The organism is Candidatus Planktophila lacus (assembly GCF_002288385.1).
GTDB classification, from domain to species: domain Bacteria; phylum Actinomycetota; class Actinomycetes; order Nanopelagicales; family Nanopelagicaceae; genus Planktophila; species Planktophila lacus_D.
Genome location: NZ_CP016783.1, coordinates 998,462 through 1,018,765 on the forward strand (window position 1 = coordinate 998,462; position 20,304 = coordinate 1,018,765).

The 20,304-nt window shown below is 47.1% G+C and carries 23 protein-coding genes and 1 tRNA gene; 3 read left to right on the plus strand and 21 right to left on the minus strand.

All coding sequences use genetic code 11. The features are described 5' to 3' along the window. From A1sIIB60_RS05010 to A1sIIB60_RS05050, 9 genes are all read right to left on the minus strand, one after another. Positions 1-1,014: an ABC transporter ATP-binding protein gene (locus tag A1sIIB60_RS05010; RefSeq protein WP_095689353.1), complete on the minus strand. Its 1,014-nt coding sequence runs from the start codon at positions 1,012-1,014 to the stop codon at positions 1-3. Between the two features lie 19 nt (positions 1,015-1,033). Continuing rightward, positions 1,034-1,876 (minus strand): ABC transporter permease, encoded by an 843-nt coding sequence (locus tag A1sIIB60_RS05015; RefSeq protein WP_095689354.1) that lies wholly within the window; start codon positions 1,874-1,876, stop codon positions 1,034-1,036. Then, positions 1,876-2,736: an ABC transporter permease gene (locus A1sIIB60_RS05020; RefSeq protein WP_150131915.1), complete on the minus strand. Its 861-nt coding sequence runs from the start codon at positions 2,734-2,736 to the stop codon at positions 1,876-1,878. Before A1sIIB60_RS05020 ends, A1sIIB60_RS05015 begins: the two co-directional genes overlap by 1 nt. Positions 2,737-2,861: 125 nt before the next feature. Beyond that, positions 2,862-3,980 carry an extracellular solute-binding protein gene (locus A1sIIB60_RS05025; protein WP_150131916.1) on the minus strand — a complete coding sequence of 373 codons (1,119 nt, stop codon included), beginning with the start codon at positions 3,978-3,980 and terminating at the stop codon, positions 2,862-2,864. A gap of 216 nt (positions 3,981-4,196) precedes the next feature. Next, complete coding sequence (locus A1sIIB60_RS05030; RefSeq protein WP_095689357.1) at positions 4,197-4,667, minus strand: FKBP-type peptidyl-prolyl cis-trans isomerase; 471 nt, start codon at positions 4,665-4,667, stop codon at positions 4,197-4,199. Continuing rightward, positions 4,667-6,007 carry an argininosuccinate synthase gene (gene argG / locus A1sIIB60_RS05035; RefSeq protein ID WP_095689358.1) on the minus strand — a complete coding sequence of 447 codons (1,341 nt, stop codon included), beginning with the start codon at positions 6,005-6,007 and terminating at the stop codon, positions 4,667-4,669. The genes A1sIIB60_RS05030 and argG overlap by 1 nt, the downstream gene beginning before the upstream one ends. A 10-nt stretch (positions 6,008-6,017) precedes the next feature. Then, positions 6,018-7,199: a class I SAM-dependent methyltransferase gene (locus A1sIIB60_RS05040; RefSeq protein ID WP_223298659.1), complete on the minus strand. Its 1,182-nt coding sequence runs from the start codon at positions 7,197-7,199 to the stop codon at positions 6,018-6,020. Between the two features lie 40 nt (positions 7,200-7,239). After that, positions 7,240-8,451: a sensor histidine kinase gene (locus A1sIIB60_RS05045; protein ID WP_095689360.1), complete on the minus strand. Its 1,212-nt coding sequence runs from the start codon at positions 8,449-8,451 to the stop codon at positions 7,240-7,242. A gap of 2 nt (positions 8,452-8,453) precedes the next feature. After that, on the minus strand, positions 8,454-9,161 hold the full coding sequence (locus A1sIIB60_RS05050; protein WP_095689361.1) for a response regulator transcription factor: 708 nt from the start codon (positions 9,159-9,161) through the stop codon (positions 8,454-8,456). Between the two features lie 145 nt (positions 9,162-9,306). Here A1sIIB60_RS05050 and A1sIIB60_RS05055 point away from each other — a divergent pair, with 145 nt between their 5' ends. Next, a complete protein-coding gene (locus A1sIIB60_RS05055; protein WP_095689362.1) occupies positions 9,307-9,780 on the plus strand; it encodes a hypothetical protein in 474 nt (157 codons plus the stop codon). Here A1sIIB60_RS05055 and hpf read toward each other — a convergent pair. The 9 genes from hpf to msrA all read right to left on the minus strand — a co-directional run bounded on the left by hpf (position 9,777) and on the right by msrA (position 16,733). After that, complete coding sequence (gene hpf, locus A1sIIB60_RS05060; protein WP_095689363.1) at positions 9,777-10,124, minus strand: ribosome hibernation-promoting factor, HPF/YfiA family; 348 nt, start codon at positions 10,122-10,124, stop codon at positions 9,777-9,779. The genes A1sIIB60_RS05055 and hpf overlap by 4 nt on opposite strands. Positions 10,125-10,209: 85 nt before the next feature. Then, positions 10,210-10,593 carry a hypothetical protein gene (locus tag A1sIIB60_RS05065; RefSeq protein ID WP_095689364.1) on the minus strand — a complete coding sequence of 128 codons (384 nt, stop codon included), beginning with the start codon at positions 10,591-10,593 and terminating at the stop codon, positions 10,210-10,212. After that, a complete protein-coding gene (locus A1sIIB60_RS07285) occupies positions 10,594-10,746 on the minus strand; it encodes a hypothetical protein (RefSeq protein WP_190277166.1) in 153 nt (50 codons plus the stop codon). 34 nt (positions 10,747-10,780) lie between these two features. After that, positions 10,781-11,899, minus strand: coding sequence for a trans-sulfuration enzyme family protein (locus A1sIIB60_RS05070; RefSeq protein ID WP_095689365.1), 1,119 nt, complete (start codon positions 11,897-11,899; stop codon positions 10,781-10,783). A gap of 9 nt (positions 11,900-11,908) precedes the next feature. Further along, entirely contained in the window at positions 11,909-13,456 is a 1,548-nt protein-coding gene (locus A1sIIB60_RS05075; RefSeq protein WP_095689366.1) for a phytoene desaturase family protein, read from the minus strand. 7 nt (positions 13,457-13,463) lie between these two features. Then, the gene (locus A1sIIB60_RS05080; RefSeq protein WP_095689367.1) at positions 13,464-14,630 is read right to left on the minus strand and encodes a MalY/PatB family protein; all 1,167 of its coding nucleotides are present in this window, start codon (positions 14,628-14,630) and stop codon (positions 13,464-13,466) included. 17 nt (positions 14,631-14,647) lie between these two features. Beyond that, on the minus strand, positions 14,648-15,661 hold the full coding sequence (locus A1sIIB60_RS05085) for a LacI family DNA-binding transcriptional regulator (protein ID WP_095689368.1): 1,014 nt from the start codon (positions 15,659-15,661) through the stop codon (positions 14,648-14,650). A gap of 137 nt (positions 15,662-15,798) precedes the next feature. After that, entirely contained in the window at positions 15,799-16,203 is a 405-nt protein-coding gene (msrB, locus tag A1sIIB60_RS05090) for a peptide-methionine (R)-S-oxide reductase MsrB (protein ID WP_095689369.1), read from the minus strand. Further along, on the minus strand, positions 16,203-16,733 hold the full coding sequence (gene msrA, locus A1sIIB60_RS05095; RefSeq protein ID WP_095689370.1) for a peptide-methionine (S)-S-oxide reductase MsrA: 531 nt from the start codon (positions 16,731-16,733) through the stop codon (positions 16,203-16,205). Before msrA ends, msrB begins: the two co-directional genes overlap by 1 nt. A 52-nt stretch (positions 16,734-16,785) precedes the next feature. Here msrA and A1sIIB60_RS05100 point away from each other — a divergent pair. Together A1sIIB60_RS05100 and A1sIIB60_RS05105 are read left to right on the plus strand one after the other, a co-directional pair. Further along, positions 16,786-16,857 (plus strand) — tRNA-Arg (locus A1sIIB60_RS05100). Between the two features lie 166 nt (positions 16,858-17,023). Next, positions 17,024-17,293 (plus strand): WhiB family transcriptional regulator, encoded by a 270-nt coding sequence (locus A1sIIB60_RS05105; RefSeq protein WP_095671403.1) that lies wholly within the window; start codon positions 17,024-17,026, stop codon positions 17,291-17,293. A gap of 12 nt (positions 17,294-17,305) precedes the next feature. On the opposite strand, the gene A1sIIB60_RS05110 is transcribed toward A1sIIB60_RS05105, so the two are convergent. Genes A1sIIB60_RS05110 through A1sIIB60_RS05120 form a run of 3 tightly spaced genes read right to left on the minus strand, consistent with a single transcriptional unit; the run spans position 17,306 to position 20,302 of the window. Next, positions 17,306-18,775 carry a sensor histidine kinase gene (locus tag A1sIIB60_RS05110; RefSeq protein WP_095689371.1) on the minus strand — a complete coding sequence of 490 codons (1,470 nt, stop codon included), beginning with the start codon at positions 18,773-18,775 and terminating at the stop codon, positions 17,306-17,308. 6 nt (positions 18,776-18,781) lie between these two features. After that, positions 18,782-19,174, minus strand: a complete 393-nt coding sequence (locus A1sIIB60_RS05115; RefSeq protein ID WP_095689372.1) for a DUF6912 family protein — start codon at positions 19,172-19,174, stop codon at positions 18,782-18,784. A 33-nt stretch (positions 19,175-19,207) separates the two neighbouring features. Beyond that, positions 19,208-20,302, minus strand: coding sequence for a CpaE/TadZ family protein (locus A1sIIB60_RS05120; RefSeq protein ID WP_095689373.1), 1,095 nt, complete (start codon positions 20,300-20,302; stop codon positions 19,208-19,210). Positions 20,303-20,304 lie beyond the last annotated feature (2 nt).

Sequence of the window (20,304 nt, forward strand, 5' to 3'; positions counted from 1 at the left end):
TTAAGCAGTTCTAACTAGCTTGCCATCCTTGTAAATCAGAGCCTTGTTTATCTTTACAAAGCCAGAATCACCAACTTTAGGAACATCGACTGAAATGAAGGCGCGAAGTGATGCATCAGCGCGCTTTAAGTAGACCTCATGGAAGTGGCCACGAGGAACAACTAATTCGACCGTTGCTGGATAACTACCAGGAGCCTGAGTCTTCGAGAATGCAACATCTTCGGGGCGAATTCCAACTACTTCGTTTCCTGAAACAACTTGTCCATCGCTGTAACCGCCTTCGACGCGATTTAAACTACCGATAAAGTTGGCAACGTATTCGGTTGCTGGACGATCGTAGAGTTCTTGCGGAGTGCTGAACTGTTCAATTCGACCATCGTTCATAACTGCGATGCGATCTGAGATAGAGAGGGCTTCATCTTGATCGTGGGTCACAATGACAGTTGTAATTCCGAGGCGACGCTGTAGATCGCGGATATCTTCACGAACCTTTACACGCAACTTAGCGTCAAGATTTGAAAGTGGCTCATCTAGAAGCAAGATATCTGGCTCTTGTACTAAAGCACGCGCTAGAGCAACACGTTGCTGTTCTCCACCAGAGATCTGTCCTGGGCGAGAATCTTTATGGTGCATCAAATTAACAACTTCAAGTACTTCGTGAACTCGCTTTTCGATCTCGGCTTTACCCATCTTGCGGATCTTTAGCGGGTAAGCAACATTTTTAAATACTGTCATATGTGGCCAGAGCGCATAGTTCTGGAAAACCATCGCACTAGGGCGCTTTTCCGGACCAAGGTTAGTTACATCTTTACCTGCCAGATTTACAGTGCCTTTTTCAGGGATTAAAAAGCCTGCGATCATACGAAGGGTTGTTGTCTTACCGCATCCTGATGGGCCTAGCAGTGAGACCATCTCGCCTTTTTCAACGGTTAAGTTGAGATTATCAATGATGACGCGTCCACCAAGAATCTTGGTTAAGCCAATTAGCTCTAGACCTTGCGTTGCGTTGCTCATTTTAAGCCTTTCGTAGTCATCACTTGATTTGGAAACCTTCTGCTAACTGTCCACCAATAATCTGCTTGCGCGCCAATCCAATCAAAATCACTGAAGGGACTGCCAACAAGATTGAGAAGACCGCTGCAATTTGCACTGGGTAAGTAAGTACCAATGAATACATCTCAGTTGGCATTGTGAAGATCTCTGGAGAACCAACAAGGTATGTACCTTGCGCTTCATCGAAGGCAGAGATAAATGACATAACCATCGCAACTAAAATTCCAGGAGCGGCCATGCGTAGCGTTATGCCACGAAAGACGCGGAATTTAGAAGCACCGGCATCACGTGCAGCTTCTTCTAAGTTCTTTGGAACTGCAGCAAATGCTGCAGCAGGAATCCAGGTCATGTAAATGATTGTGCCGAGCAACTGGATGATAATCACACCCAGCATGGTGCCCATCAAGTTAAGTGTGTAGAAGAGCGTCGCAATCGATGCAAAGAGTCCCAACTTTGGAAACGAGTTTGCAGCAAACATACCGATGAGAAATACACGGCGACCGATGTAGTTATAGCGCGCTGCTGCATATGCCGCAGGAAGACAGATAAAGGCTGATACAAGCACAACTATTGGAGCGGTAATAAATGAGTTGCGGATCGCCTCCACCATTGATGGCGTTTCAAAGACGCGTCTCCACCAAATTAAAGTCCAACCATCTGGCTTCCAATTCGGAAATGTCCAAGAAGATGTAAATGCTTGCAAGGCGAGCCAGATAAGCGGCCCCAAGATAAAGACGCCCATAAATGCTACGAAGGATCCGATAAAGAAGCGAGTAACCAAAGAACCCGATTGGAGATTTAAACCATTATCGCGTTTGGCCATTAGATTCTTCCGCTCTGCTTTGCGCTACGAATATTGGCCCAGATGTAAAGAACGGCAATTCCAGATGCAGCGGCAAAGATAACAAATGCCATAACGATCGACTGTTGTGGTCGGTTATATGCAGTGAAGAAGTTAGAGATTTCAACGCCCAACATCGTCGGCTGATTTGGTCCTAGGAATAGAGGAACCGTGAAAGAACCCATGATTCCGATCGCAGTGAATGTTCCGGCGATAACGATTGGTACGAATGCAAGTGGAACAAGAATGGTACGCACGATGCGCATAAAGCTGGCGCCAGCATCTTGCGCTGTCTCGATAAGGGCATTTGGCACTGATTGCAGCCCAGAAGTAATCATTAAGATCGCAAAGGGAAGTGATGTCCAGATAGTTCCGATGATGATTGCATTTCGTGTTGCGGTAATTATTGGAAATTCGATTCCGAACTGTGACATGAAGGTTCGCATAAATCCAACGCCGTTATAAAACTGGGCGATGGCATAAGCAGCGATTACAACTGGTACAAAGAGTGGAACCAGTGAGAGCATGCTTAAAATTGAAGCGAGTTTGCCACCCTTAATTCTCTGGTAAAGGCCCATGCCCATTGCCATAAACAACACTATGAACGTTGATACAAAGGTAACTACCAACGTAAGTGCGAAATCGGGAAGGAAGCGTGGATCCTTAAAGACAGCGAGATAGGCATCTGCTGTTCCCCACCAACTATTTTTGGTGTAAACATCCTGACCGATTATTGAGATAACTCGGTTAGGTCCTCCGGTGTAACCAATGCTGAAAATAAAGGCGACAAAGATTGGTAGGCCAACAAAGAGAACAATTAGCAAGACCGGTGGTAGCGCCATAAAAAACCCGAGAGTGGAGAGCTTTGCGGTTTTTACCTCCGCAAAGCCCTCCTTCGTGGCTACAAGGTTAGTTGTGGCCACAAGTACCTCTCGAGATTTGTAACTTAGATCTTTGTTTCAAGTAATTACTTACCTGGAACGTTAAGCGACCAAGCGCTCTTTAGATCATCAGAGTTTGCTGGGAAGTAAGGAGCACGCATGTCAGTGACATCGATATCCTTGAAGTTGTCAAACAGAGTTTGATCAAGCTTCTTGCCGTTTACGACCGGAATACCCTTTAGGGTGCCGCCCATAATTGCATTCTGCATCGCTGGTGACAGAACGAAGTTTGCAAGCAAACGTCCGCCTGTGCGGTTTGAACCATTGATTGGAATACCAAGGGTTGCTGGACCACCTGTAAGTGATGGGCTCTTGATAGCAGTTGCCTTGATATTTGCTGGCATAGTGCCGGCTGCCTTGGCAGATGCGAATTGATCTGACCAAACAGTTCCCATATCGATTTCACCTGTTGAAAGAAGGTTCAAAGTCGCAGCGTTATTTGCTGGGTATGTACCGTTCTTACCGTAGGTGTACTTATTGAGATCGCGGAGAGTGTCCCAACCCTTTGCCCACTTGGTCTGGATATCTTTATTTGCAGCAAGTGACATAGCCAGACGCTCATCTGCAGTTAGGTTCATATCAAGAACAGTTTGCGCGAATGAGTAACCAGATCCGCCACCTGATGGAACGTTGTATGTGAACTTACCTGGGTTGGCCTTAATCCACGCTAGAACTTCATCAAGAGTCTTAGGGACTTTAGTAACTTTGGTTGAGTTGTATGCGAGCATAACTGTTGAAGCACGGTAAGGAATAGTTCCATTAGCCTGCTTAATCAGAAGCTTGCTGACATCTTTTAGGTTCGGCATAAGTGATGGGCTTGGACGATAGAGAAGTCCTGCCTGTGATAGACGAACAGCAATTCCACCGTCGATTAGGTCAACGCCTGGATCGCGACGAGTCTCTTTTGCAGCAACGATCTTGGCAAATGTCTGAGCATCGCGAAGTCCGTTACGGTCGAAAGTTACATTGACTTTGTACCCTGGGTATTCCTTTTCAAAGGCTGGAATAAGAACTGTGTTCCAGAGAGTCTGAATATTTGTATCTGCAGAGATCAAAAGCTCAATTGTCTTTGATGCTGCTGGCGCGCTAGGAACAGATGATCCGATAGCGAAAGTTGCCATTACAGCGACAACGGCTGATTTCATTAATTTTGATTTAAACACTGATTTCCCCCGAATTCAGATAAATGAGATGGGGCTTTACCCCATTTCTATGCTTGAACTTATGCCTACCTAGCCCCCTAGTCAAACATCTGGCGGGGATATAGCGGGTTAATTCAAAGCGTTATCAGAATGAGATATTTATTCGCCGCGGCGAGGAGCTGCCTTCCGTGGCGCGATCGGTTTCAGGTCACCTGAGAGTTAGGCAACGCCAATCGCATCGACTACGAAGATTAGAGTTTCATTTGGTCCAATTGGTCCGCCGCCTTGTGCGCCATAACCTAAATCAGGTGGAATAACTAGCAGACGTCGTCCGCCAACTTTCATGCCCGGAATCCCTTGCTGCCAACCAACAATCACATTTGCCAATGGGAAGGTTGCAGGTGAACCGCCGTTCCATGAAGATTCAATCAACTGACCATTTGACCAAGTCATAAGTGTGTAATGCACGGTCATGGTTGAAGTTGGAAGTGCTTCAGCACCGTTGCCAACGATTATGTCTTTTGTTACCAAGGTTGTTGGTGGGTTACCGGCGGGCGCACCAATTGTTGGCGCTTCTCCTTGATTAGTTGTGACTGTTGGCAAGTTATCTGATGAAGCGCTCACTTCTTTATCTCCACATCCAGTTAGTAAAAGGGTACAAACGGCAAATAGTGCTAAAACTTTCTTCATTACTTCTTTTCTCCTTCGCCAATTTCTTGGATTAACTTAAATTCTCCAGAACCAAGTTGGCCTTGATCGCGGTACATCTCAAGCTTGGCGCGGGTATCTGCGATATCAAGGTTGCGCATGGTCAGCTGACCAATGCGATCAACCGGACCAAAAGCAGCATTTTCAGTGCGCTCCATCGACAATTTTTCAGGGTGATAGCTAAGCGCAGGCCCAGTTGTATTGATGATCGAGAAATCATCGCCGCGACGTAGGCGAATTGTTACTTCACCTGTGACAGCAGATGCCACCCAACGTTGCAATGATTCTCGCAACATCAAAGATTGTGGATCTAGCCAGCGACCTTCGTAAAGCAGGCGACCTAAGCGGCGACCTTCTGCGTGATAGTTAGCAATCGTGTCTTCGTTGTGAATCGCACTTAGCAGTCGTTCATATGCAATAAACAAGAGCGCCATACCTGGAGCTTCGTAAATGCCACGGCTCTTAGCTTCGATGATTCGGTTTTCGATCTGATCGGCCATGCCTAGTCCGTGGCGACCGCCAATTTCATTAGCGGCCTTCATGAGTTCAACAACGTCACTAAAATCTTTTCCGTTAATTGCAACCGGGCGGCCCTGAACAAATTGAATCTTTACATCTTCAGATGCGATCGAAACTGAAGGATCCCAGAACTTAACGCCCATTATTGGATTTACGATCTCAATTGAGACATCTAAGTTTTCTAGATCTTTAGCCTCATGCGTTGCACCCAAGATATTGGCATCTGTTGAATAAGCTTTTTCAACGCTGTCACGATATGGAAAATTGTGCGCAACAAGCCATTGGGACATCTCTTTACGGCCACCGAGTTCACGAACAAAGTCAGCATCTAACCAAGGCTTATAGATTCTTAAATTTGGATTAGCTAACAAACCGTAACGATAGAAGCGCTCAATATCGTTGCCTTTATAAGTCGAACCATCTCCCCAGATTTCAACTGCATCTTGCAACATCGCGCGAACCAACAAGGTGCCAGTTACTGCACGGCCAAGTGGGGTTGTATTGAAATATTGCTTGCCGCCAGAGCGGATGTGAAAAGCACCGCAAGCGATTGCAGCGAGACCTTCTTCAACCAGAGAAGTTTTGCAATCAACGAGTCGAGATATCTCAGCGCCATATTCTTTTGCGCGAACCGGAACGGTGTCGATATCTGTCTCGTCATATTGTCCGAGATCTGCTGTGTAAGTACATGGAATTGCACCTTTCTCGCGCATCCAGGCAACGGCTACCGAAGTATCGAGGCCGCCGGAGAATGCGATGCCGACTTTCTCGCCGACTGGAAGAGATGCAAGCACTTTAGACATGCGTGTAAGTCTAACGGTTGAGAAGGGCTGCTAGCGCAGGCTTAACTTTCCAAAGCGAGAGCATCTCCTGATAGCGCTTCTCCTCAGATGAATCGGCAACTGCGCCCGTCTTTACTGCGCGAATCATCAAATTTCGTGGGGTGTGCTCTCCCCCGATAAATTCAATTGCTTCCACGCGATAGCCAGATAGCTTCATTATTTGTATCCGTAAACCATCGGTTATCAGATCGCCCAGTCTCTCCTTCATGATTCCGTTCTTGGTAATCATCGGCCATGGCTCAGGGATCTCAACCATTTGGGCTTGAATATCGTGGTGACAACACGGGGCAACCAAAACAAGTTTGGCACCCGTCGTCACCGACCAGGCAAGAGCATCATCAGTTGCGGTATCGCAGGCGTGAAGTGCAATCGCAACATCAGCGCTCTTAAGAGTTGTCTCCGAGATTTCTTCAGCTCTAAATTCAATCGAATCTGAAATTCCCAACTTCTTAGCGATTTCATTATTTCTAGCACGTGCACTTTCGCGAATATCGATTCCGATTACCTTGACAGCAATTCCTTCATTTCGCAGGTACTGATGGGCGGCAAAGGTAAGGTAGGCATGACCACAACCGAGATCGACGATGGTTAATGGGCTTTTCTCATCTGGTTTATTTATATGCCCGGCTTCAATTGCCGAATTAAGAGACGGAACTAAAAGTCTAAGAAACTCTTCCACCTGTAAGTATTTATCGTTCTTGCTGGCTTTAACTTTTCCACCAGAGTCTGATATCCCAACTTCGATTAGGAAAGGATCCGACGGATCAAGTAGTCGGCTCTTATTTCGATCATGCGAAAGATCGGCGTTAAATTCACCACTGGCTCGGCTTATCAGCGCCTCCCCTTTCTTGGTGATTCGAAGTGAAATTGATTGATCTTTCTCTTCTAGATGGATATTTGCAAAGCCGGCTTCAAGCAGACCTAACTTCAGAAACTCATGTGGTGAGTAATTCTTTGTGGTCATAGCCCGCCCATCGCTCTGGGCTACTTGATATTTGATTTCACCTTTAATCAATACAGGCTTTACATCAATTCGTTCGTTAGGGGTCTGCATATTGCGCCGCCTGCCCGAGAGAACAAGTCTGACAAAGTTATCGGATTTACCGAGCTTCTCAACTATTTCTTTAAGTGTTTCAGCGAGCGGCGTAGCCATGTAATTAAAGTACCGTAATTCTCGAAGTTACTTGCTGATGTTAATTCGGAATCCTGATTGTTACTGCTAATCCGCCTAGTTGGCTCTTGCTAAGTTCAAGTTCACCGTTATGTTCTTGAACTATCGCTGCGATGATGCTCAGACCCAAGCCTGAACCGCCACTTTCGCGTGAGCGCGATGGATCGAATCTATTCATAAATTTGATTTCACTTCCATATGCCGAATCAGGCAGCCCCGGTCCACCATCTTCGATCCTTAACTCGGCGCGTTTGCCGATATTGCGAAGTGAGACTGAAACTGGGGCATCTATCGGAGTATGGCGGAGAATATTTGAGAGGCAATTTTGAATCAAGCGGCTTAGATGTTCGCGAGATCCCTGGACGAAGCAGTCATCCGGTATTGCGGTAGTAACAGTGCGCGATGTATTTAGTACTTGAAAATCATTTAGATGTGCGTTAACTAGCTCGTCAAAATCAACTTCAGCGAAATTTACTGGCTTGCTCTCTCCAAGTTCGGCAAGAAGTAGGAGATCGTGAATCAAACTTTCCATTCTTTCAATCTCAGAACCGACTCTTGAAAATGCGCGCGCTTGGTCTGGGGCTTGCGTAAATTGCCCTTTACTCAACATTTCGTTGTAACCCTTGATGACCGTCAATGGAGTCCTTAATTCATGCGAAGCATCACCTAAAAATCGCTGCATGCGTTGGAGCGCTTGGGCATCTAGCCCACGGTTGTGACGTCTTAAGAAGTAGATTGAGAAAAATATTGCTAGCGCATCAGCTCCCGCGGTAAACAGGCCAAGGCTCTTCAAGTTTGATATGAAATTCTCATTTAATTTATCAAGCGAAGATGCGATTACTAGATAGTCACCTCCAGCAATCGCTGCGGATTGAAAACGAAACTCTGTAGGTTTTGCTGTAGTTACTGCGCCAGCCAAGCCCTTATTTACCAAAGATAAGTCGGTAATTCCTGGATAGATTAATTGCGATTCGTTGATAATCGTCTCATCGCCCTCTTGCGTTACTAGAGACAGGGTTAAATCCAAACTTTCATCTTCGATCGTCAAGATTGCAGCTGAAATCGCTTCCGATGGAAAGGCGTTAACCCTAGTTACAACTTTTTGAAGTGATTGATCGATCTGCGCTAAATCTGCACTCCGAGCCGCAAGGGTTGCATATCCCCCAATAAGCGTTGAAAGAACTGTTGTTACGATTATTGAGATTACTGCAAACTTGCTACCCGACTTCTTCATACTTACTTCTGCTCAGGTTTAGGCTGGGGCTTGGGTTCCTGTATTACAAAGCCAACGCCTCTCACAGTCTTTATCCCCTCAAATCCATCACGATGCAATTTCTTACGAAGGTAAGAGATATATGTATCTGCAACGGTGCTCTCAGATTCAAAGGTAATTCCCCATACTTCATCAAGTAGCAAACTCTTACTTAAGACTCGATTTTTATTTTCAACCAAAACTTGCAAAAGTCGGAATTCAGTTGGGGAGAGATCGACTAGCTCACCAGCAAAGGTCACGGTGTGGCTTGCTTCATCTACCTTTATCGGACCGCACGTAAGATCTGCGCCATTTGATGTTGAGATCTGTGAACGGCGCAAAATAGCCTTAACTCGCAAAAGAAGTTCTTCCAAGCCAAATGGCTTAGTTACATAATCATCTGCGCCAAGAGTTAATCCGCGCGTTACATCTGCACGATCTGCCCGCGCGCTAAGCATCAGAGCAGGAGTGTTATCTCCGGTAGAGCGAAGCCTTTCAACTAACTCGAAGCCATCCATTAGCGGCATATTGATATCAATTATCAAAAGGTCTGGCTTCTTATTTCTAATTGCCGTCAGCGCTGACATTCCATCTGAGGCGGTAGCTGTCTCAAAGCCCGCGATACGGAGGGCATCGCCCAATAACTCGCGAACTCCGGCTTCATCATCTACGATTAAAATCATCTCAGCCATGTACTAAGCCTTCCATGTCGGCGATGAAATAGCCAAGCCTCTCGCAGAAATCTCTTCGATAAAGGTGTTTTCACCGAAATTTCACAAACTTAACCTTGATACTTAGGGCTAATTAATAAGGGTGCATTCGAGAAAGCGGAGCCAGGTGAATAAGACTAGAACAGCGGCAGTATCTGCTCTCGTCATTGCCTTTTCATTCGTGGCGCTGCCTTTAGCAAGCGCTGACAATAAGAATCCAAACTCTCCATCTCCGACCGAAGTAAGTAAAGACTTTAAATCTGCGATGGAGAGATTTAAGGAAGATCAAAAGACATTTTCTGAAGCGGTAAAGGCTTACGACGCCGCCAGACGAACAATAAATAAGGCTTTTAAAGAGAGCGTGGATAAAGCCTTATCCGATGCAAAATCTTTGAGCGCACCTGGACAAACTCAACTCCAGAAACGTCAGAGCGCTGTAGCAAAGCAGAGCGCGGTTATTGCCGCCACCGCAATCAGAGACGCCGCTATTGAAGCGCTCGGGCCGGCACCTGTACCTCCGACTCCACCTGCTAAAGCACCACGCATGGAGAAGAGCAAGAAACCACAAACCGGTATTTCACCAAGCCCGTCCTCAAATTAATCTGAATCTGCAAGCGGTTTATTTCGTAAAGTTTCGCGATCGTGGCTCTTTGATTTCTCGTGATGCTTGCGAATTTGTAATTCAAAGTTCTTAATCGCTTCATCAAATGCAGCAAGGTCATTAAACTCGGCGGCTTCTGCTCGCATCAGTGGCCCTGCGCCATGGGAAGTTAAAATAACGCGGTGTGCGTGTTTTCCTTGACGTGGATTTTGTTCATGCAAGATCTCTACTTCAACACGATCAATGGTGACGTTAAATCTCTCCATGCTCATTAGCTTCTCATGGGCAATCTCGCGAAAATCTTCAGCGAGTTCTGCGTGACGGGCATGAATAACAATTTTCATATTCTCTCCCTGTGTAGCTACTTTGTAGTTACAACCATTGCACTCTTTGGATACTTTGGAAAGGGATAATCTGAATTAACTGGAATTAAAGAGGTGGCGCTGCGACTGCTGCGGTGACCAGCAGCGCGTAAAGTGCGCTCTGGGCAAAGATCTTAATCGCAGTTTTTCGGTCGGCTGCGCGATCTGCCTGATCTGAAACTTTTGAAAGTTTCCCGAGAGTTCCAAAATTGAATGTACCCGCAAAGCCATAAGCAAGGCAGAAACGTTTACGAGATTGCACCCAGCCAACTGACATAACAAGTGCCGGCAGGAAAATTCCCAAGCGAGATTGCCGGCTTGCCTCGGTAGAGATGAGAGTCGCCGCTGAAGATAAGGTAAGAATCAAACCTAGAACTGCAACCATTCGACGACGAGCGAGCTCTCCCCCACCGATATTGCAAGTGCCGGGTATGTATTCTGTTTGGCTCACTTATGCATCCTCAAATTCATCTTCATCTTCATCGATCCAAGCATCAGCTGGAGCATCTTCTTGGCGCTGTGCCCATGAAAGAAAACTTCCTACCGCCTGAAAGGCGACAGCCAGCACGGCGAAGAAGGCCAACGCTCTTCGGAAGAATTTCATAACCTAAAAATACTACCTATCGCGGAGAATTTCCTTATTTAGCAGCGTGCAACGCGGAGTCGATATCTGCCCAAAGGTCTTCAACGTTTTCGCAACCAACAGAGAGACGGATCAAGGTTTCTGGGACGCTAGAACTTTCGATGGGCCAGCGACGACGGCGCTCCCAAAGTGATTCAACTCCACCAAGGCTGGTTGCATAAGTAACTATCTTGGAAGAGGCGCAGACTTTATCTGTACTTTCAGCGCTACCGACATATTCGAAGGAGACAATAGCTCCAAAGCTTTTCATAAAGGCTTTAGCTTTTTCATGTTGCGAATCAGTAGGCAGACCTGGATATCTAACGTTTTTTACCAATGGGTGCGCGCTCAGGCGCTTGGCAAGTTCGAGTGCATTTTCGCAGGACTTCTGAAAGCGCAGTGGGAAGGTGCGAATACCGCGCAGTGCCAGCCAAGCTTCAAACGGACCAGGAATAGATCCATTAAATTTACGCGCATCTTCTAACGTCTTAAATTGCGCCGCATCTGCGGTGCTAAGTGAGCCAAGAACAACATCGCTATGTCCAGCTAAATACTTTGTCACAGAATTCATGACGATATTTGCACCTAGGGCAAGTGGCTTCTGACTCAGCGCAGTGGCAAAAGTGTTATCTACCGCAACGGTTACGCCCTTTTCTTTTGCCGCCTTGATGAGTGCGGGAAGATCGGCAACTTCTAAACCTGGATTAGTTGGAGATTCGATCCAGAGCAGAGTTGCGCCAGGTAACTCGTTAATAACCGCTGAAGTATCAGTAACTGATACAAAGGAAACTTTTAAGCGATTTGCTGTTGCATAGTTGTTGAGCAGAGTCATTGTTCCTGAGTAGCCCTGATTTGATGCGATCACCTTTGCACCAACAGGAAGAGTTGAAAATACTGCGGTGACAGCAGCCATTCCAGATGAGTAAGCCAGAGTGCGTCCGCCTTCTAGCGCGCTGATCGCTTCTTCAAGTGCCAGCCAAGTTTCATTTCCGTAACGCCCATAACCAACTGCTCCACCTGCAACAAAAGTTGAGTTAAGTGAGATTGGATGATTCAAAGAACTATCTGGACCTACTGTTGGACGGCCCGCGGTAATTGCGATCGTCTCGGGGCTTAGCCCTTTATCTAAATTCATGACCTAAGCCTAATCCTTTGCCAACACTGCCATCGCTGCATTATGGCCAGCGATACCGCTTACTCCGCCTCCACGTCGCGCACCAGCGCCTGCCAGAAAAATGTGGGAATCATCTGTTTCAGATCCCCATTTGATTGGGGCGCTCTCGGTTCCATCAATAAATGGAAAATCTAAATCGCGGTGGAAGATATTTCCGCGCGGCAGGCCAAGATCGTTATCCAAATCGATTGGAGATTTCGCTTCGATGGCAAGAGAGCCATCGCCACAGACAGCTAGTACCGATTCGATTGGTTCTTCTAAATATTGATTAAGGCTAGAAATCGCCGCAGCTTTAGCCGCCTCTTTTGCACCACTTGGATCTGCATCAAAGAGCGCAGCCGGAGTATGTAACCCAAAGAGGGTCAAGGTATGGAATCCGCGCTGGCTTAACTCTGGAGAAAGAATTGTCGGATCGGTCAAGGTATGGCAATACATTTCAAGTGGCAGGTCACTTGGAATATCACCAAGCTTTGCAACTTGATATGCCTTTTCTAACTGTGAATATGTTTCGTTAACATGAAAGGTACCCGCAAAGGCTAACTTCGGATCTACTCCAGATTTTAGTCGCGGAAGTTTAGATAGCAGCATATTGATTTTCATCTGCGAGCCATCAAGAGATGCGGGAGCGCTCTTGCCACGCAATTTCGCCAGGGTCTGTGGCGCTCCAGCGAATAACAGATCCGTCGCGACATATTTATCTCCGGTTGCAGTAGTGACTGCAACACTGCTGGAGCTTGAATCAATATCGGTTACGTGTGAATTCAGATTGATTTCTACACCGTTTAAAAGCGCAACGCGATTTAACTCGGTGACAAATGCGCCCATACCGCCTTGTGGGACTCTCCATTGCCCGGTGCCATTTCCGATCAAGTGATACAAGAAGCAGCGATTTGCTTGCAAATCTTGCGCTGAAGAAAAGGTTCCAATGAGCGCATCCGTTAACACGACGCCGCGAACAAGATCATCTTGAAAGCGATCCTGAATTACCTCACCGATTGGTCGCTCCATCATGAACTTCCAAACTTCCGGAAGACCGATTTCAGATTTCAAATCAGCAGCAGATTTAAGGGGTTGCAACATATATGGAGCAATTCGCTCAGCAAGCACGGCTATTTCGCTATAGAACTCTTGCCACTTCTTGCCTTCTTCATCCCCACCAGTTAGCTCACGAAAACTTTCCGCAGTTCGAGCATCCCAGTTTTGAGATATCAAAAGCCCGCCATCTTTACCGCCTTTTTTATATGGCGTATATGAAGCGATGGATCGTTCTAAAGTCTTAAAGTTAATTCCTAGATCTGCAACGATCTGGTCAGGTAGAAGTGAAACCAGATAGGAGTATCGAGAAAGACGGGCATCGTATTCAGGGAAAGGTCGCACGCTAGTTGTAGCCCCACCTAGTTCGGAGGCGCTTTCCAATAGAACAACGCTCTTTCCCGCTTTCGCTAAATAAGCTGCGGCGACAAGTCCGTTGTGGCCACCACCGACAACAACGGCATCGTATTTACTATCGGTAGACATGTTGGAGTTAGAGCGCGCGCGCCATGCGATCGAAGGCTTCGGTAATTATCTCAGGGCTGGTTGCAAAGTTGAGGCGAACATAATCTTTTCCTAAGGCGCCATAGATATGGCCGGCGTTAAATGCCACTTTAGCGCGCTCCAATATGGCTGCGCCCGGATCTTCGCCAAGATTTAACTTACTTACATCAAGCCAAGCCAGATATGAACAATGTGGAATCGTGTAGCCAATAGTTGGAATTTTAGTTTTTATAAGTTCAGCGATTAGCTTTCTATTGTGATCTAGTTGATCAAGAACTGTATCTAGCCAAAGCTCACCTTTTTCAAAGGCGGCAACTGTGGCAAAGGCGCCAAGCAAAGAAGCGCGATAGTGCAAGGCCGGTGGAAGTTCATTTAACTTCTCATGCATCTTCGCGCTCTGCGAAATGATAATTGCGCACTTGAGCCCTGCGATATTCCATCCTTTGCTAGCCGCGTTCACGGCCACGCCTACTTCAGCGGCATCTTCACCCAGTGCTAACAATGGGGTAAACGGCTGCTCTTTAAAGGTTAGCGGCGCATGAATTTCATCTGAGATAACTATGACGCCATGCTTCTTGGCTAGCGCAACTATGCGAAGTAAATCTTCGCGGCTGTAGACCTTGCCCATTGGGTTATGAGGGCTGCAAAGTAAATGCACCTTTAACCCGCTTTGATAAGCCTTTTCAATGCCGGCCCAATCGTGGCTCCAACCTGTTCCATCGGCTTCTTCTGCGTTCTTTATAAATGGAACATCGACCATTGCAATCTTGGTCTCATTAATCCAGGTGTAGAAGTTTTGATAGACAGGTGAGCTGATTAAAACCTTATCTCCCGGCTTGGCGAATACACGCAATAACTCGACCACGGCAACTCCGACATCAGTTGCGATGCGCACAAAAGTTGGCTCCACATCCCAGTTCCAACGGCGCTTTGCGAAACCAGAAAATGAAGTACCCATCTCGGGGATTGAGCCGAGATATCCCAAATCTGATTTCGAAATCATTTCAGATAAAACTTCGCGAATGCCGTCCGCTACTGGAAAATCCATCTCGGCGACAGGCAGCGGAAGGATGTCATGGGTAAAGCCTCGCCATTTCTCGCTGCGATGTGTCTGTAACTCAGCAAGAGAAGGTGCAGAAATCAGGCGATCGCTCATGTGCGTGAGTATGCCAGTTAAGCCTCGTTTGGTGAAAGGCGGCGCGTTGAATTTCGTACGACAAGCGTTGTTGGAAGAACTAGCGAATGCGGTTCAGCGCTTGGTTTTCTTAACCGTTCCATAATTGACCACGCTGCCATCTCACCCATTAACTGCACTGGTTGTTCGATAGTTGTTAAATCGGTGTATTCAGACATTTCATGGCCATCAAAACCCACAATAGAGAGATCCTCTGGCACTTTTAAGCCGTGGCGGCGAGCAGCTTGCATTGCACCAAATGCCATCTCATCTGATTCGCAGAAGATTGCAGTTGGGCGATTTGGGCGAGCCAATAGATCATCCATCGCTCTTGCTGCTGTGTGCATGGTGAAATCTCCGTGGACCTCAAGTGATGGAACCCATTCAATCTTGTTTTCTTGCAACGCTTGAATAAATCCTTTGCGGCGATCTTGTGGAACGCTGAAATTAAAGGGGTCGTCCGGATGTCCCGACATCAAGCCGATTCTCTTATGGCCTTGATTTACTAAATGTTGCGTTGCAGTTCTTGCTGCAGCAACATCATCGATTGCCACGCTAGAACATTTGTCATGGTGCATCCCAACTAAAGAGACAGGTATGCCAAGATTTAAAATTGAATCGAATTCTTCTTCAGTTGGCGGAAGGCTAATCACGATCAAGGCATCAACTCGCCCCTTTAGAAGTTGGTGCTGGAAGAGCCGCTCGCGGCCTTTTAGTTGGCTAAAGTTGTAGAGAAGTAGATCAAACCCAGCCTCGCGCAGCGCTTGTTCTGCTCCGCTGATTACTTGAGCGAAATACCACCGTGAAATATAGGGCGCGACAACTCCGATGCTATTTGTTCGACCGAGCGAAGTTCGAATCGTTGCTGGAGAGATTGGGTAGTTAAGTTTCTCTGCGGCAGCCACGATCTTGGCGCGAGTTGCATCGTTGACATGGTGAAAGCCGCGTAGTGCGCGCGAGACAGTGGCAGTGGAAACTCCCGCCTCTTCGGCAATCTCTTTAATTCCCGCCATAGCTCCCCCCTTCACCGCTCCTGCAACCTCTGAAAATTTCTGCAACAGATGATGCAAGAACTGCAAAAGTACGGCAAAGGTGGTGCAGGTTGCAATAGGTGGAGTTGATTTACTTTATTTAGGTTACCTGAATTAAGTTATGTGGCTTCCAGGATCATTGAGACAGAGTTGATGCACCAGCGTTGATCAGTTGGAACCTCATAACCTTCGCCCTCAAAGACATGGCCTAGATGTGAGTCACATGATGCGCAACGAACTTCAGTGCGAACTCGTGGCGCAAGCGAGCGGTCTTCGATCAAGGTGACGGCATCATCGGCGGTAGGTGCGTAGAAAGAAGGCCAGCCGCAGCCGGAATGAAACTTGGTCTCCGAGCGAAAGAGTTCTGCGTTACAAGCTTTGCAGCGATAAATTCCCACAGTTTCGCTATCGGTGTATTCGCCAGTAAATGGTCTCTCGGTAGCGCCATTACGTAATACTTCATATGAAAGTGGATCGAGTTTTGCCTTTAACTCTGCTTCAGTGAGCTCAACTTTTTTCGCCATTAGATGTTCGCTCCTTGAGGAAATGCCGTGCCGGTACTTGAATGGCAGTCATATCCGTTGGGATTCTTCGCTAGATATTTCTGGTGGTACTCCTCGGCCAAGTAGTACACAACGCCAGTGGAGCTAAGAATTTCAGAGACAATGGGGCCGATTCCATCTGCTGTGAGCGCGTTTTGATACAGATCTCTAGTTGCGAGCGCCTCAGCCATTTGTTCAGGCGTTGTCGTATAGATCGCGCTGCGATATTGGGTTCCGATATCTCCACCTTGCGCATTTAGCGAAGTTGGATCGTGCATCGTCCAAAACTCTTCAAGTAATCTGCGATAAGTAACAATTGCTGGATCGAATTCAACACAAACCATTTCCGCGTGGCCTGTTGCTCCTGTACACACAGCTTCGTAGCTCGGATTGGCGATTGTGCCGCCCATGTAACCAACGCTGGTATTTGTTACTCCATCAATCTTCCAATAACGCCTTTCAGCGCCCCAGAAGCAGCCAGTTGCGAAATATGCGATCTCCATAGCGCGCATTCTTTCAGGTGATAGCGATTCCTGCTCAGTTAGGTAACCTAGGTCTACCTGCGCCCCCGTAGCTCAGGGGATAGAGCACCGCCCTCCGGAGGCGGGTGCACAGGTTCGAATCCTGTCGGGGGCACGCGACCTAAATCACCTCTCATTTACCAAATCTCTTTCCATTCATCCTTGTTTATCAACCTAGTAACAGGGAGAATTGGTTACTTACGCGAGAAGATTTTGAGCTCACTTTGTCTTGATTTCATCGCGTCTTGGATTTCACTGCATTTACTAGAAGGAGATAACTCATGGATTGGCGACATCAATCAGCATGCCGCGACGAAGATCCAGAGCTCTTCTTCCCCGTAGGAAATACCGGCCCCGCCCTAACTCAGATCGAAGAGGCGAAGAAAGTCTGTAATCGCTGCATCGTTAAAGATGCTTGTTTAGCTTGGGCGTTAGAGAGTGGACAAGATGCTGGTGTTTGGGGCGGTCTCTCTGAAGATGAGCGTCGTGCACTTAAGCGCCGTGCGGCACGTAATCGTGCGCGCATGATGGAGCAGAACAACTCCATTTAGTTTTAAATCTATTTAGATCGGAAAAGTTAAACGCGCTTCGGTTCCTGCAGTTGTACGAACCAGATCAATATTTCCGCGTAACTCATTTTCAGTCAATGTGCGCACTATCTGCAAACCTAGGTTTGAAGATTCCGCCATTGAAAATCCTTTTGGTAGGCCGACTCCATCATCAAAGATAGTTATCTCGGCGCCACTTTGGCTGCGGGCAACCGTTATCGCTAAATGGTTTCCTGATTCGGCTAGGCCATGCTCTAGCGCGTTATGAATTAGCTCGGTCACAACTAATGAAAGCGGTGTTGCGATGCGCGGATCAAGAGCACCAAGTTCTCCCGTACGCGCGATCTGTAGCTGCCCCATTCGCGGACTTAGGTCTAATGCATGGGCGACTAATCGATCGAGAACATCATCAAAGGCAACAGATGCTTCGGCGCTACTGGAAAGCGTTTCGTGAACTAGGGCAATAGATGCGATACGACGGACTGCTTCATTTAACGCAGCACTTGCGGCAGGATCTTCAATGCGCCGTGATTGCAATCTAAGTAAAGCCGAAACAGTCTGCAAATTATTTTTAACGCGATGATGGATCTCGCGAATTGTCGCATCTTTTGTTACTAGTTCGCGCTCGCGACGACGAAGTTCTGTAACGTTCTGCAAAAGTACAATTGCACCGATTCGATCGCCACCTGCAAGCAATGGAAGCGCTAAGAGATCAACAGTTCCACCTGCGTTTTCGATTTCAACTCTCCGCAAAGCTTTGCCGCTCAAACCTACTTCGATCGCTTCTTCGTGCGCTTCAAGTTTTACAACCGAGACTTTACGTGCGGCTTGTCCGAGATTATTTCCTTCAAGTTCACCGGCCCATCCCATTCGGCTAAAGGCCGATTTTGCATTTGGGCTGGCGTAGATAATTGCTCCGTTGATATCTAGGCGAATCAAACCATCTCCAACACGTACTGCCGGATCGAAGAGCTCGCTATGTTCGGTATACGGAAAAGTTCCTTCTGCCACCATTCGATAAACGTTATGGGCGACTTCTCGATAATTTAACTCAAGGCGACTTGGTTGGCGCATGAGTTCGGCGTTGCGATGTCGCGAAATTACTGCGATTACCTGATCACCGAGAATTACCGGAATTGTCTCTTCTTTAATAAATATTTCGCCAAACTTTTCTGGTTGCGCATCGCGAATAATTTCGGCCTCCGATAGCGCCTGATCGATTCTGGGGCGCGCACCCCATGCGATTTCATCGCCGATTACATCCTGGTTAAAGACCGTCGCAGCAGTTGTTGGGCGAATATGTGCAACTGCAACATATCCAGAGGGCCAAGTTTTAAAATCTTTACGAAGTGGGACCCATAAAATTAAATCTGCAAACGAGAGGTCGGCTAGGAGTTGCCAGTCAGAGGTTAACTCGCGAATGCGCCTAATCTGTTTAGCATCTAACGGGCTTCGATCCCGCAAAAACTCTTCTAATTTAGGCATCGCAAACTACCCCTGCAACCAATCGCTAAGCGCTGGCTTTATCTCCTGAGTCGCAAACCAAGTTAGCTCTTCACCATCTGGTGAGACCATGAAAGCGCATTGCACGTTCTCCCACTTGGCGAGATCTTTAAGAATTACAAAGTTTTCACCGTGTTCAGTAATTTCAGGATCGCTAACTTCCAGCGCCAAGATAAAGCCGGCACTTGTTGGATTTGCGCGCATCTCTAGCGCTTCATCGGCTGCGAGCATTGAAAGCAGGAATTCGCCCTCTTCTTCATCCATCTCGCTATTTGCTGTTAGAAACTTAATTGTTGGGGCATATAAAGGTCCGCACTCCATAGATTGTGATTCTAGGAATGCGGCGATTTCTTCAACGGTTACTGGAAGATACCCACGCATGGCGCTAAGGGTATAAGAGATTTAAGGCTCGTTTTACTTCTGAGAAACCGCGCTTATCGCCTGTGCCATCTTGGCAATCTCTTTGCGCAGCGCTCCCCTTTCAGCAGATTGCACCAGAGTTGTGCGTTCATCGATTGCTAACTGGCAAGATCGCGGATCCCAAGGAAGGTTCCACAGAACTGCAGATTTCAGTGACGCCTTCCTTGAAGCGCTTATCTCCGGCGCCCGCTTATTGGATGAATGAGTATTCACCAGGTGAATATCGGCGGATAGGGAGATTTTTGTAAGACTTTGTACAAACTCATCCCATCGTTTCTGCGCCAGAAAAGTTGAATTAGTTGTAAATATAAATTGATCAGCGTTACGAACCGCCCAGATCTTTACCGCTGAACTCCAACGCCTATCGGATAGTTCTCTAGCCAAGAAGGCGATTGAGCCGAGATCGATAACTATCAGGTCGAAGGTTTCTCCTGCAGCCATAATTCGTTGCTCAAAATCTACGATTGTCTCTTGGGTCAACTCCATAGCTGCTAAATTCTCTGAAACATCACGCCATCTTGTTTCGCTAGATAACTTACGTAAATCCAGTAACGCTGCGATAGCTGGTGCTTGAAAGTTGGCATCAATTAGCAGAGTTTTCACAGCTAACAGGGCGCTTTCTTGCGCCAGATTTATCGCGATCGTTGTAGTAGCTGTTGTATGCCCGATTCCTCCAACCGCAACTACCTTGGCTCTGCACTTTGCACTTGCGTGGATCATGGGAGTGCGAACTCCGGAGGATCTAATATTTTCTAAGATAATTAGAGTCAACTCTTCGGGAGAAGTTGGCCTTGCGAATATGTTTGAAAAACCTCGATCGTTTCCAGATTGATCAGCAAAACCAAAGAGTGAAACTCTGGGAGCTGCCAACTTTTCTATCTCAACTGCGCCAGATCCGGGTAGATCCGTTGAGAATATAAGCAGGAGGCTCTTTCCTGAGTTAACAGATACCGCCCTTTGCAGCTCTGAAAAATCCATTACTCGGGCGATAACGTTCCATCCTTGGCTAAATAACGCCCGTGATACCAGCCCCTCAAATTCCGGATCCGAGATTGCAGTTATTACCGTTGGTACTTCTAAAGGATCCATTG

Bases quoted from the DNA above. Each gene is read 5' to 3' on its own strand.
- msrA (WP_095689370.1), bottom strand. From the start codon at position 16,733: ATGCGCGCTATGGAGATCGCATATTTCGCAACTGGCTGCTTCTGGGGC.
- A1sIIB60_RS05070 (WP_095689365.1), bottom strand. From the start codon at position 11,899: ATGAATTTAGATAAAGGGCTAAGCCCCGAGACGATCGCAATTACCGCG.
- A1sIIB60_RS05120 (WP_095689373.1), bottom strand. From the start codon at position 20,302: ATGGATCCTTTAGAAGTACCAACGGTAATAACTGCAATCTCGGATCCG.
- A1sIIB60_RS05105 (WP_095671403.1), top strand. From the start codon at position 17,024: ATGGATTGGCGACATCAATCAGCATGCCGCGACGAAGATCCAGAGCTC.
- A1sIIB60_RS07285 (WP_190277166.1), bottom strand. From the start codon at position 10,746: ATGAAATTCTTCCGAAGAGCGTTGGCCTTCTTCGCCGTGCTGGCTGTC.
- A1sIIB60_RS05045 (WP_095689360.1), bottom strand. From the start codon at position 8,451: ATGAAGAAGTCGGGTAGCAAGTTTGCAGTAATCTCAATAATCGTAACA.
- A1sIIB60_RS05040 (WP_223298659.1), bottom strand. From the start codon at position 7,199: ATGGCTACGCCGCTCGCTGAAACACTTAAAGAAATAGTTGAGAAGCTC.
- A1sIIB60_RS05075 (WP_095689366.1), bottom strand. From the start codon at position 13,456: ATGTCTACCGATAGTAAATACGATGCCGTTGTTGTCGGTGGTGGCCAC.
- A1sIIB60_RS05110 (WP_095689371.1), bottom strand. From the start codon at position 18,775: ATGCCTAAATTAGAAGAGTTTTTGCGGGATCGAAGCCCGTTAGATGCT.
- A1sIIB60_RS05050 (WP_095689361.1), bottom strand. From the start codon at position 9,161: ATGGCTGAGATGATTTTAATCGTAGATGATGAAGCCGGAGTTCGCGAG.
- A1sIIB60_RS05025 (WP_150131916.1), bottom strand. From the start codon at position 3,980: ATGAAATCAGCCGTTGTCGCTGTAATGGCAACTTTCGCTATCGGATCA.
- msrB (WP_095689369.1), bottom strand. From the start codon at position 16,203: ATGGCGAAAAAAGTTGAGCTCACTGAAGCAGAGTTAAAGGCAAAACTC.
- A1sIIB60_RS05030 (WP_095689357.1), bottom strand. From the start codon at position 4,667: ATGAAGAAAGTTTTAGCACTATTTGCCGTTTGTACCCTTTTACTAACT.
- A1sIIB60_RS05010 (WP_095689353.1), bottom strand. From the start codon at position 1,014: ATGAGCAACGCAACGCAAGGTCTAGAGCTAATTGGCTTAACCAAGATT.
- A1sIIB60_RS05080 (WP_095689367.1), bottom strand. From the start codon at position 14,630: ATGAGCGATCGCCTGATTTCTGCACCTTCTCTTGCTGAGTTACAGACA.
- A1sIIB60_RS05115 (WP_095689372.1), bottom strand. From the start codon at position 19,174: ATGCGTGGGTATCTTCCAGTAACCGTTGAAGAAATCGCCGCATTCCTA.
- A1sIIB60_RS05020 (WP_150131915.1), bottom strand. From the start codon at position 2,736: ATGGCGCTACCACCGGTCTTGCTAATTGTTCTCTTTGTTGGCCTACCA.
- argG (WP_095689358.1), bottom strand. From the start codon at position 6,007: ATGTCTAAAGTGCTTGCATCTCTTCCAGTCGGCGAGAAAGTCGGCATC.
- hpf (WP_095689363.1), bottom strand. From the start codon at position 10,124: ATGAAAATTGTTATTCATGCCCGTCACGCAGAACTCGCTGAAGATTTT.
- A1sIIB60_RS05015 (WP_095689354.1), bottom strand. From the start codon at position 1,876: ATGGCCAAACGCGATAATGGTTTAAATCTCCAATCGGGTTCTTTGGTT.
- A1sIIB60_RS05085 (WP_095689368.1), bottom strand. From the start codon at position 15,661: ATGGCGGGAATTAAAGAGATTGCCGAAGAGGCGGGAGTTTCCACTGCC.